This is a genomic window from Nocardia barduliensis (genome assembly GCF_013315795.1).
GTDB lineage: Bacteria > Actinomycetota > Actinomycetes > Mycobacteriales > Mycobacteriaceae > Nocardia > Nocardia barduliensis.
On record NZ_JABLTE010000167.1, the window covers coordinates 1 to 11284 of the forward strand.

At 68.4% G+C, this 11284-nt stretch carries 11 protein-coding genes and 1 pseudogene; 6 read left to right on the forward strand and 6 right to left on the reverse strand.

The genetic code is table 11. The features are described from left to right. Positions 1-251 (forward strand): annotated as a pseudogene (locus HOV91_RS36570) (resuscitation-promoting factor); the annotation flags it as partial. A gap of 83 nt (positions 252-334) precedes the next feature. Here the strand turns inward: HOV91_RS36570 and HOV91_RS36575 are convergent. Beyond that, a complete protein-coding gene (locus HOV91_RS36575; protein ID WP_043686720.1) occupies positions 335-523 on the reverse strand; it encodes a hypothetical protein in 189 nt (62 codons plus the stop codon). A 195-nt stretch (positions 524-718) separates the two neighbouring features. On the opposite strand from HOV91_RS36575, the gene HOV91_RS36580 reads away from it, so the two are divergent. After that, positions 719-3013, forward strand: a complete 2295-nt coding sequence (locus HOV91_RS36580; protein ID WP_174189778.1) for a helicase-associated domain-containing protein — start codon at positions 719-721, stop codon at positions 3011-3013. Here the strand turns inward: HOV91_RS36580 and HOV91_RS36585 are convergent, their stop codons facing one another. Continuing rightward, on the reverse strand, positions 3014-3544 hold the full coding sequence (locus HOV91_RS36585; RefSeq protein ID WP_174189779.1) for an LppU/SCO3897 family protein: 531 nt from the start codon (positions 3542-3544) through the stop codon (positions 3014-3016). A 295-nt stretch (positions 3545-3839) separates the two neighbouring features. Between HOV91_RS36585 and HOV91_RS36590 the strand changes: the two genes are divergently transcribed. After that, the gene (locus HOV91_RS36590) at positions 3840-4670 is read left to right on the forward strand and encodes a hypothetical protein (RefSeq protein ID WP_174189780.1); all 831 of its coding nucleotides are present in this window, start codon (positions 3840-3842) and stop codon (positions 4668-4670) included. 4 nt (positions 4671-4674) lie between these two features. Here HOV91_RS36590 and HOV91_RS36595 read toward each other — a convergent pair whose 3' ends face one another. From HOV91_RS36595 to HOV91_RS36610, 4 genes are read right to left on the reverse strand one after another with little or no spacing between them, the layout of a single operon-like run. After that, the gene (locus HOV91_RS36595; protein WP_312884922.1) at positions 4675-6096 is read right to left on the reverse strand and encodes a M1 family metallopeptidase; all 1422 of its coding nucleotides are present in this window, start codon (positions 6094-6096) and stop codon (positions 4675-4677) included. A gap of 59 nt (positions 6097-6155) precedes the next feature. Then, positions 6156-6794, reverse strand: a complete 639-nt coding sequence (locus HOV91_RS36600; protein ID WP_174189781.1) for a LysE family translocator — start codon at positions 6792-6794, stop codon at positions 6156-6158. Between the two features lie 52 nt (positions 6795-6846). After that, positions 6847-7515, reverse strand: coding sequence for a DUF3239 domain-containing protein (locus tag HOV91_RS36605; RefSeq protein WP_174189782.1), 669 nt, complete (start codon positions 7513-7515; stop codon positions 6847-6849). Between the two features lie 41 nt (positions 7516-7556). Next, positions 7557-9215, reverse strand: coding sequence for a DNA repair helicase XPB (locus HOV91_RS36610; RefSeq protein WP_174189783.1), 1659 nt, complete (start codon positions 9213-9215; stop codon positions 7557-7559). Positions 9216-9617: 402 nt separating this feature from the next. Here HOV91_RS36610 and HOV91_RS36615 point away from each other — a divergent pair, with 402 nt between their 5' ends. The 3 genes from HOV91_RS36615 (at position 9618) to HOV91_RS36625 (ending at position 11159) form a co-directional block, all read left to right on the forward strand. Continuing rightward, entirely contained in the window at positions 9618-9893 is a 276-nt protein-coding gene (locus HOV91_RS36615) for a hypothetical protein (RefSeq protein ID WP_174189784.1), read from the forward strand. A gap of 92 nt (positions 9894-9985) precedes the next feature. Further along, positions 9986-10624 (forward strand): DUF6973 domain-containing protein, encoded by a 639-nt coding sequence (locus HOV91_RS36620; protein WP_174189785.1) that lies wholly within the window; start codon positions 9986-9988, stop codon positions 10622-10624. After that, the gene (locus tag HOV91_RS36625; protein ID WP_174189786.1) at positions 10593-11159 is read left to right on the forward strand and encodes a hypothetical protein; all 567 of its coding nucleotides are present in this window, start codon (positions 10593-10595) and stop codon (positions 11157-11159) included. The genes HOV91_RS36620 and HOV91_RS36625 overlap by 32 nt, the downstream gene beginning before the upstream one ends. Positions 11160-11284: the final 125 nt, after the last annotated feature.

Below are 11284 nucleotides of genomic sequence, written 5' to 3' on the forward strand. Positions count from 1 at the left end.
CCCCGCGCTCCGCGCCCGCCACCGACGAAACCCCCCGCTGGAACCCCGCGCCGCAGGCCGCCCAGGCCGCGCCGGACACCCAGCAGATCTTCTCCGCCGTGGACCGCGCCCTCGAGGTCGTGCAGAGCCAGGGCGTGCAGGTGCCGAAGGAAGCTCTCGACTTCTTCAACGCCGCCAAGTCCAGCGGAGTCACCCTCGACCCCGCGATCGTGAACTTCTACGAGGCGAACAAGGGCCTGCTGCCCTCCTGATCGCCGCTCAGCTTCAAGAAGGGCCCCGCATCACTGTGGATGCGGGGCCCTTCTTCGTTGCCGAGAACGTTCCGGTCGCGCGCTCAGCGGTTGATCACCGTGTTCGGGTGCATGTAGGGCAACTGCTCGGCGGGGACCGGAAACTCGGTGTCCTCGCCGTAGGGCGAGAGACCACCGGAGCGGGCCGAGGAAAGCTCGGTGACCGCGTGGTCGCCGTCTTCCACCTTCGGCCAGCCGTTGTCGACATAGGATTTCTTCGATTTGTTCACCACGGCCCCATGCTAGCGGTGCCGCCCCTCCGAGTATTCAGGCCGTACCGGTCAGGTGACACCGGATTTGCGTTCAGGTCCCGCGCCGGTTGCCGCGCACCCTTCGGGCGTACCCGGTGAGTTATCCAGGTGCCTCCGACCTCAGGTGTTGCGTGACAGGCTCCGATCGACCGGGCCCGGCGTCGTAGGGTGGATGGGATGACCGTGACCGACTCCCTCGCCGGATGGCTCGGTGCCCGCAGTGATGCCCAGCTCGTGACGCTGCTGCAGCTTCGGCCCGACCTGGCGGTGCCGCTGCCCTCCTCGATGGCCGTGCTCGCCGCCCGCACCGAACAGCGCGCGTCGGTGCTGCGCGCCACGGAGGACTTGAACACCCTGGAATTCGCCCTGCTGGAAACCCTTGCGGTGCACGGGGTGACGCGGCCCGACAGCGCTCCGCTCGACCGTGCCGAACTGCACGTGCACCTGAGCGAACGGGTGGCGGCCGACGCGATCGATGACGCGCTGGAGCGGCTGACGGCTCGCGCGCTGGTCTGGTTCGACGCCGAGCAGCGATTGCACCTTATTCCGGCGGCCGCCGAAGCGCTGCCCTGGCCGATCGGCACCGCGACCGAACTCCCCGACGCGCTCACCGAACCAGAGGTCGTCGCGGCGCTCACCGAACTCGAGCCCGCCGAACGCGCCCTGCTGGACAAACTGGCGGCGACGGGCCCGCGCGGACGCACGAGAGACGCCGCACCGGGCACTCCCCCGGATCGACCGATCCAGCGGCTGCTGGCGCGCCGGCTGCTGCACTGGATCGATGACGAGACCGTCGAACTCCCGGTCACAGTCGGCCAAGTGCTGCGTCGGGAACCGGTCACCCACCCGCACGCGTTGACGCCGCCGCGACCGGAAGCCGCCAAATGCGCGCCCGCCGAGGTGAACGCGGTCGCCGCTGGCGAGGTCGGCGAGCTGCTGCGGCACTGTGCCGCCGTGCTCGACGTGCTCGGCCAGGCGCCCGCTCCCGCCCTGCGCGCGGGCGGCCTCGGTGTGCGGGAGCTGCGCCGCATCGCCAAGCAGGCCGGGGTCGACGAGCCGCGGGCGGGTTTGCTGGTCGAACTGCTGGCCGCCGCGAAATTGATCGAGAAGGGTTTGCCGGACCCGGCGCCGGAGTTCGACTCGACCGACGATTTCTGGGCGCCCACGCCGCTGGTGGACGCCTGGCTGGAGTCTCCGCCCGCGCGGCGCTGGGCCGCGCTCGGCCTGACCTGGCTCGAAGTGGACCGCACGCCGTGGATGATCGGCATGCGCGACGCCAACGACAAGCCGCTGGCCGCGCTGTCGCTGGAACTGCGCACCCCGAACGCGCCTCGCGATCGCCACGCCATCCTGGGCCTGCTCGCGGAATATCCGTCCGGTACGGCGCTGGACCCGGCGGACATCGGCCGGGTGCTGGCTTGGCGGCAGCCGCGCAGGCGCAGGAACTTTCGTCCTGAGGTCGTCGAGCAGACCCTGGCCGAAGCGGCGGCGCTGGGCTTCGTCGGCCGGGGCGCGCTCGGCTCGGCGGCGCGGGCGCTGCTGCACGCGGCGCCGACCAGCGTCGCCGACGCCGAGGCGGAGATGGAGGCGGCGCTGCCGGAGCCGGTGGATCATGTGCTGGTGCAGGCGGACCTGACGGTGATCGCGCCGGGGCCGCTGACCACCGACCTGGGGCACCGCGTCGCCCTGGTCGCCGACGTGGAGTCCGCGGGTGCCGCGACGGTGTACCGGATCGGCGAGTCCTCGGTGCGGCGCGCCCTCGACGCCGGGTTGACGGCGGCCGAACTGCACGCTTTGTTCGCCAAGCATTCCCGGACGCCGATCCCGCAGGCATTGACCTATCTGATCGATGACGTGGCCCGGCGGCACGGCCAGTTGCGCGCGGGCATGGCGCAGTCGTTCATCCGCAGCGACGATCCGGCGCTGCTCGCTCAGGTGCTCGCCGCACCGGTGGCGAGCGCGCTGGCGCTGCGGTCCATCGCGCCGACCGTCGCCATCGCCCAGGCGCCGCTGGGCGAACTGCTCGAGCAATTGCGGGCGGCGGGTTTCGCGCCAGCGGGTGAGGATTCGGCCGGCGCGATCGTGGATCTGCGTCCGCGCGGCGCGCGGATCTCGGTGCGGCCCGCCGCGCGACAGCCGTATCGCCCGACACCGCCGTCCACCGAACAACTCGAGTTGCTCGTCACCGAGCTACGTGCGAGCGAACGTGCCGCCAGCGCCCGCTCCGGTCAGGCGGTGCGTCCGGACGGGACCAGGACCAACACCGCCGCGACCCTCGCCCTGCTCCAGCTCGCGGCGCGAGTGCGGCGGTCGGTGAACATCGGCTACGTCGACGCCCAAGGGGTCGCCACGCAGCGCGTGGTGGAACCGTTGAAGGTGGGCAACGGGCAGCTCGACGCGCTCGACCCGGTCACCGGCGCGGTCCGGCACTTCACGCTGCACCGGATCGCGTCGGTTGCCCTGCTGGAGTGATCAGCCCTTCGGCTTGCCCGTGCAGAAGGTGACCTTGGGATCGGTTTCGATGAGCCGGAAGCCGTCGGCGTTCGCGTCACACAGCAGTTCGTCGGCTTGTCCGTCGATCCGCTTCAGCACCTTGAAGGTGGCATCGGAGGACGCGCAGTCGACGTGCTTGTACCCGGTCGCGCTGCTCTCGTTGTAGCAGCTACCCTCCTTGAAGTTCGGCGCAAGGCACAGGAACGCGGTGGTTCCGCCGCCCAGGGTCTCCTCGTAGGAGGTGTAGTCCGCGGCGCAGTCGGTCTTCTTGTCGTAGGACTGCGCGATCTTGTAAACGGCCTTGTCCGACGAGCAGTCGACCGGCTCGGTCTTGGCATCGGCCGCCGAGCCCTCGATGACGTTGATGCAGTCGCCGACCTCGGCCTTGGCGGTGTCCGACTTGCCCGCGTCCTCGATCATCGAACAGCCGGCCACCGTGACCACCACCGCGGCCACCGCGACGAGGGCGAGCACAACTCGTGCCAGCAGCCTCGCTCCTGGAAACTTCACCTGAAAACCTCTCTCACCGAACACGTTCACGGGCTCGTGAACGCGGTGAGGATACCCGTAGGACCAGGCGGCCGCATCAGCCAACCGGCCGGCCCCGAGCGGGCCTGCGCGCTACATGTGCGTGCCGTAGAGCCCCATGAGGGTGTAACCGAGGATGCTTGGGAGCAGACGGCCGAGCAGCAGGAACGCAGAGTAATTCACTAGCAACGCCTTTCGCGATTTCCATCCGACTGGACGGATGTCCGGTATGCGGTGTGTGTCGTCGTCCGATACCGGGTCGTTACGCTTGGTCGGTATGACCGTCGAGGACGTCGCGCGCGAGCTGTACGGGCTGCCGCCTGCGGAGTTCGTCGAGGCCCGCACGGACCGGGCGGCCGCGGCCCGGCAGGCGGGCGACAAGCAGCTCGCGGTCGCCATCGGCAAACTGCGCAAGCCCACCCTGACCGCGTGGGCGGCGAACCTGCTGGCCCGCGCGGCGCCCGAGGACGTGGCGGATCTGCTCCGGCTGGGCGCGGCCCTGGCCGCCGCGCAGCGCGAACTCTCGGCCGAGCAGCTGCGCAGCCTCACCGCGCAGCGGCAGCAGCTGGTCAACGCGCTCGCCGAGAAGGCGGGCCGGCTCGCCGCCGAGCAAGGGCATCCGGTCGGCGAGGGCGCCGTGCGTGCGGTCGGCCAGACGTTGACGGCGGCACTCGTCGACTCGGAGGTGGCCGAGCGGCTGCGCGCGGGAACTCTCGCCACGGCGGCGAGCTACGAAGGCTTCGGGCCGAGCGGACCGAACCTGCTCGCGGTGCCCGAACCGGCCGCCCGGCGCGAGCGAGCGGCGTCGCGGCGACAGCCGGACGACAGCGCGCGCCGCGAGCTGGCCGAGGCCCAGGACGCGCTCGAATCCGCCCGCGCGGCAAAGGACTCGGCACAATCCGCACTCGAGGAAGCGACCGCCGGACTGTCCGGCATCGAGCAACGCCTCGCCGCGCTGCGCGCGGAGCTCGAGCACGCCGAACAGCAGCGGCAATTCCGCAAGGCGGCCGAGCGGTCGGCCAAGGACGGCCTCCACGCCGCGCAACGCCAGCTGGACCGGGCCGAACGCAGAGTGGCGAAGGCTCGGGAGCGCGTCGAGACCGACTGACGATTCAGCTGCGCAGTGCGCCGGGAAACAGGTACTCCTCCGGCGGCGGCGCGGTGGTGTTCAGCCACGCGTGGAAGAAACCGTTCAGCTCCACCGGAGTTCTGGACTGCACGAAGGCACGGAACTCCGGCATCGATGCGTTGCCGTAGGCGTGCGCGGCCAGGAAGTCCCGGACGGCAGCGAAGAACACCTCGTCGCCGATCTGCTTGCGCAGCGCGTGCAGGAACAGCGGCCCGCGGTAATAGACGGAGGTGAATTCTTTGCCCGCCCCGGGGTTCTCCAAGGGTATGTCCCAGAACTTCTGGTTTTCGCGGTATTTCCGGATGGTTCGGCGGTAGTCGTCGTCGACGTCCTTGCCCTCGATGCGCTCCGGCCACAGGTAATCGGCGGTGTAGCTGGCGAAGCACTCGTTCAGGCAGATGTCCGACCAGTTGCGCACCGACACCCAGTCGCCCCACCACTGGTGCGCGATCTCGTGCACGACCGTCTGCAGATCGATCCGCGGCGCGTAGATCGGGCGGGTCTGGGTTTCCAGCGAGAACGTGATGTCGGCGTCCAAGTAGATACCGCCCGCGGCCTCGAACGGATACGGGCCGTAGAGCTGTTCGGAGAAGTCCAGGATCTCCGGCAGGCGCTGCTCGAGCTCGCGGTGGCTTTCGTCCGCGTTCGGCGCGAACGCGCTGATCAGCGGAGTGCCATTGGCCCTGCGCTGCTCGAGGAAGTCGAACTTGTCGATCGCGACGGTGGTCAGGTAGCCGAGCACCGGCTTGGCATTGACCCAGCGGACCGCCCGTTTGTCGCCGCGCACCTCGTTCTGGGTTCGCACACCGTTGGAGACCACTTCCCACTCCGCGGGAACGATGGCGTGCAGGGTGAACGTGGCCTTGTCCAGCGGAGTGTCGTTGAGCGGGTACCAGCTGGTCGCCGAGTGCGGCTCGCCCGCGACGAAGGCGCCGCCGCTGGGGGCGAAGGTCCACCCCTCGCCTTCGGTGTTCACGGCGGGGCCCGCGTAGTCGACGGTGACCGTGAACGGCACCCCGGGCAGCAAGGGAAGCATCGGCGTCACCGTCAGCTCGTGCTCGCCGTTGCGGTCGAAGGCGGCGGGAAGGTGGTTCACCGACACCATCCGCACCTCCGGTCCCGCGAAGTCCAGATTGAACACGCGCAAAGCCTGGGTGGCGGTGGCGACGATCGTGGCGCTGCCCGCGAGGCGGCGGCTCGGCGGGTCGTAGTCGATGCCGATGTCGTAGTGGCGGACGTCGTAGCCGCCGTTGCCGTCCAGCGGGTAGTACGGATCGCCCAGGCCCGGCGCGCCGACGAGCGGGTCGGCGGGCGGGTCGGCGTTCGCGGGTGACCACGGCACCGCGACGAACACGCACGCCACCGCGGCGCACATCCGGCCGGACAACCTCATACGAACGACCACCCCTCTCCACCCCGCCTCTGCCGATACCGGCGCACCGGCCTCGCTGGATGGTAGCGGCTTCAGTCGCCGCTGCCGGTCAGCGCCACCGACGCGCCGACACCGAAGATCATCGCCCCGCCCGCGCCGCCGACCGCTTCCAGCCTGCGCGGCGACCTGGCGAACCAGGACCGCGCCGAGGCGGCCAGCAGCGCCCACGCGCTGTCGGAGACCAGCGCGATGGCGAGGAACACGGTGCCGAGCAGCAGGAACTGCCACGACAGGGAGCCCGACGCCGGTTCGGCGAAATGCGGCAGCACCGCGGAGAAGAACACGATCGCCTTGGGGTTGGTGAGCCCAACGATCGCGCTCTGGCGCAGCACCCGCGCGTTCGGCGTCGGCTCGATCGAGGCGCCCAGCGCCTCGCGCAACGCCGAGCGCTGCCGAATAGCCTGGATGCCCAGATACATCAGATACAACGCGCCCGCGAACTTCACCACGGTGAGCGCCAGGGCCGACGCCGTGAGCAAGGCGCCCAAACCGATCGCGACCAGGACCAAGGCGGCGTAGACGCCCGCGGCGTGCCCGAGCACCGAGAGCAACGCCGCGCGGCGGCCGAGGGTGAGCGCGCGACCGACGGTGAACAGCACGCCGGGACCGGGCACGACGATGATGACGACCGCGGCGGCGACGAATGCCAGCAGATTGGACGCTGGAACCATCTTTCGAGTGTAGGCGGCCGCGCAACCGGAATTCCCGCGTTCGCAGCCTGATTCAGGTGCCCAGTTCGCCGGGCAGCTGGTGCGGATCGAGCAGCAGTCGCTTCGTGGTGGTGCTCCGCACCTTCTCCGCGAGCGCGAGATTGTCGGTGAGCAGCCGCCACTCGGTCTCGCTGATCGCCGAGCGCGCGCGGGCGATGACCGATTCGTCGGTGGTGCCCCAGGCGATCGGCATGGCGTTGACCGATTGCCAGCGCTCACCCACCTGTCGCGGCGCCCGGTCGGTGCGCACCGCGACCGACGGCACGCGCTCGCCCGGCTTGGCCTCGTGGCCGGGAAGAGTACTGACCTTCCTGGTCACCAAGGCGTAGCGCGGATCGCCCGTGCCAGGAGTGGACACATCGACCAAGGCGAGCAGCACCACACCGGAGAGGCGCACCTCCGAGACCACCGCGGGCACCAGCTCACCGTCCGCGTAGAGCTTGTCGATGCTGGAATGGCGCGGCGTCCACAGGGCCACCCACAGCGCGGTCACCGCGCCGAGCGCGAACGCGACCGCGAGCAGATATGCCCAGGAGTGGTTCAGCCAGATCAGGAACGCCGTCCCGGCCGCGGCGACGACCGCGGCGGCGATCGCCAGGAGGCGCAGGCGGCGCAGGTCGGCGAAGACTTCGTTGACCGCGTGGGCATGCCTGCGGTCCACCGCGAATTCGAAGCGTCGCACGCCCTCATTCCTAGCACAGTTTGTGGAGGCAACGCCTCCGCTTATCCGATGGCGGGGCCGAGCAAGTCGTCGGCGTCCGTGATGCGATAGGCATACCCCTGTTCGGCGAGAAAACGCTGCCGATGCGCGGCGTATTCGGCGTCGAGGGTGTCGCGCGCGACCACGGAGTAGAAATGGGCCTGGCCCCCGTCCTGTTTGGGCCGCAGCAGCCGGCCGAGGCGCTGCGCCTCCTCCTGTCGTGAGCCGAAGGTACCCGAAACCTGCACGGCCACGGACGCTTCCGGCAGATCGATGGAGAAGTTCGCCACCTTGCTCACCACGAGCACCGGGATCTCGCCGCGCCGGAACGCGTCGAACAGCTCCTCACGCTCCTTGGTCTTCGTCGAACCCTGGATCACCGGGGCGTCGAGTTCGGCGCCGAGCTCGTCCAACTGGTCCAGATAGGCGCCGATCACCAGGGTGGGCGCGTCCGGGTGCTGGGCCAGAATCGACTCGACCACCGCGATTTTGGTGTGCGCGGTGGAACACAGTTTGTAGCGTTCCTCCGGCTCGGCGGTGGCATAGGCCATCCGTTCGGCGTCGGTCAGCGTGACCCGGACCTCGACGCAGTCGGCGGGGGCGATCCACCCCTGGGCCTCGATGTCCTTCCACGGGGCGTCATAGCGCTTCGGGCCGATCAGCGAGAACACGTCACCCTCGCGCCCGTCCTCGCGCACCAGCGTGGCGGTCAGGCCGAGCCTGCGGCGGGACTGCAGATCGGCGGTCATCCGGAAGACCGGTGCGGGCAGCAGGTGCACCTCGTCGTAGATGACCAGTCCCCAGTCGCGGCTGTCGAACAGTTCCAGGTGCTTGTACTCGCCCTTGGTGCGGCGGGTGATCACCTGATAGGTGGCGATGGTGACCGGGCGGATCTCCTTGCGCTCACCGGAGTACTCGCCGATCTCCTCCTCGGTGAGCGAGGTGCGCGCGAGCAGTTCGCGCCGCCACTGCCTGCCCGCCACCGTGTTGGTGACCAGGATCAGCGTGGTCGCCTGAGCCTTGGCCATCGCCGCGGCGCCGACCATCGTCTTGCCCGCGCCGCAGGGCAGCACCACCACTCCGGAGCCGCCCGCCCAGAACGAGTCCGCGGCCATCTGCTGGTAGTCGCGCAGGTGCCAGCCGTCGGTCGCGTAGTCGAGTTCGATCGCGTGCGCCTCGCCGTCGACGTAACCCGCGAGGTCCTCGGCGGGCCAGCCGATCTTCAGCAGCATCTGCTTGATCCGGCCGCGCTCGGACGGGTGCACCACCACCGTGTCGTCATCGATGCGCGCGCCGAGCATGGGCGCGATCTTCTTGTGCCGGAGCACCTCCTCCAGCACCGCGCGATCCAGGCTGACCAGCGTCAAGCCGTGCGCGGGATGCTTGACCAGCTGCAACCTGCCGTAGCGGGCCATGGTGTCCACCACGTCCACCAGCAACGGCTGCGGCACCGCGTACCGGGAGAAGCTGACCAGCGCGTCCACCACCTGCTCGGCATCGTGCCCGGCCGCCCGCGCGTTCCACAGGGCCAGCGGCGTCACCCGATAGGTGTGCACGTGCTCCGGCGCCCGCTCCAATTCGGCGAACGGCGCGATCGCCTGCCGCGCCGCGTCGGCCGCCTCGTGGTCGACCTCCAACAGCAGCGTTTTGTCACTCTGCACGATCAGCGGACCGTCGTTCACAGTCCCTCCTCCGATAGATTCCCCGCCATTCTCCCCGACCCCTCCGACAACCCGCAGGTTACCGGCCCCTTCTCCGCAGTCTGCGGACCTGGCAGCGATCGGGTGTAACAACGGGAAGTCACGATCTCTTCCCCGACGACCAGCAACCGCGACGGCGCGAGGGAGGCAGCGAACCGACGACGACGCTGCCGTCGCGGATTGCTGTAGGGGCCGCAGGGATAGCGAACGCTATTCCGGGCGCCCCTAAGCGCGTACCACTCGAAAATCCCGGGTGGGGCAGAGTCGTTGTGCTGGTTGGCATTTGCTCCGAACGACAACGAGGATCCGCGCACGCCCACATCGGCCGGTGTCGTGGCCGGGCCAGTAGCATGGCTACACATCTACCGATTGACGGGGGGCGCGGTGAGCGAACTCGAACTCGATCCGGACAAGACTCGCGAGATGGCGGGGATAGTACGCGGCCACGCCGACACCATACGACAGCTGGCACCGCTGGCGAGAACCGTCCTCGCCGTCAGGACCATGCAAGATTCCCAGGTCGCGGACTCTGTCGACCAGATCGCTGCGGCGCTGGACGACGTGGTGAACTACCACGCGAAACGACTGGTCGACTTCGCCGATGTCACGGACACTGCCGTAGCCGAATTCGTGAACCGTGACCAGGTCTGGCCGCGCTGACAGCTATCCAGCAAACCGACCTGGAAGGCGCGGAGAAGATCAAGCGGTTACTGGAAGATCTTTCACCGGAAACGCAGCGCGGAGCCACTGAAATGCCTCGAGACGCGAGTCTCGTCGAAGTCCTCACGAAATTCCAGACCGCTCCGTCGAGTGCGCCGGCCACGTTGTGGCCATCCGGCCTGGTCCTCGACCACATCCGGGCCGTCCGGCCCGATTTCCAACCGCTCGTGATGACACCTGAGGAGATAGCTCTCCTCTCATCACGGATGGCCCGGCCAGGAACCAACGCAATCAGTGAGATCACCGACTTCTTCGAGATCAAATCTCAAGCCGAGGACGCCGCCCGAAAGACCTATACGAATCCGGACGAGAACGCGCTCAACGACGGCCATGGTGATGCTTTCCGGCACATGTACTGGAATGCGCTCATGACCCAGCGGTACGGCGCGGAGTGGACCGAGAATTATGGCACCGCGCACGAGGGACTCGGCGCGAACCCCCCGACACGAGAAGCGATGGACCTGCACAACAATTCGATTGGACGACAGATTGCCCTCGACAATCCGAATGCCTCACCGGACGAGCTACAGCGATTGATCTATCAACGGATCCAAGATGGCGGCGCGATCGTGCTCGACCGGACAGGCCAGGTCGCATGGAGCAACCAGGTCGAAGTAGATAAGAATGGGCACCCCGAGCGTGCTGACATCCCCCTTCCGGCAGGTCGGTGAGCCCGTGCGCGCTTTTCTTCACATCATGGTGGCGGCGGGGTGCCTCCTGGCCGGTACAGCGTGCTCGACATCGGATGACCGTAGTGCCGCTGATGCTCAGTGCTCGGCAACCTTCGACCTGGCGTCGCAGGTTGAACCTTTGGGCTCTACCTACGAGTTGCAGCGCGTCATCAGCGACCGGGCCGCGCAACCTGGCACGTATTCGCTACGAATGCTGACGGAAGCCGCGGGGTGGGCTGGTCAGTGGGATCGCGTTGTCATGGCGTTGTCCGGCGTTCCAACAGAGTGGCTGAACTCCGTTGCAGGAACCCCTGGATACTGCTGGTCCAACCTTGGCAGCTTCAAGTTCGATTATCCCGTCGACAACTTCTACATCTTCGTCACCGGCTCCGCTCCGACGCAAGTGATTCGCACGAAGCAGGGGTCCGAACTCTTCATAGGCGTATTCAGTGGTGACGTCCTCGAGCCGGATTCCCGCTTCCAGTCCGTTCAGCGAGAGATCGGAAAGCCATATCTGGAATTGGCGCCGAGCTGAGACATGCGTCGCCGCCCTCGGGGAGTTCCGCCCCCGGACGACCAGCAACCGTCAACTGGACCGAGACGACGAGGCACGCGGCGGGTGAGGATCGGGGCATGATCGAGATGGCGGCGGTGGTGGGG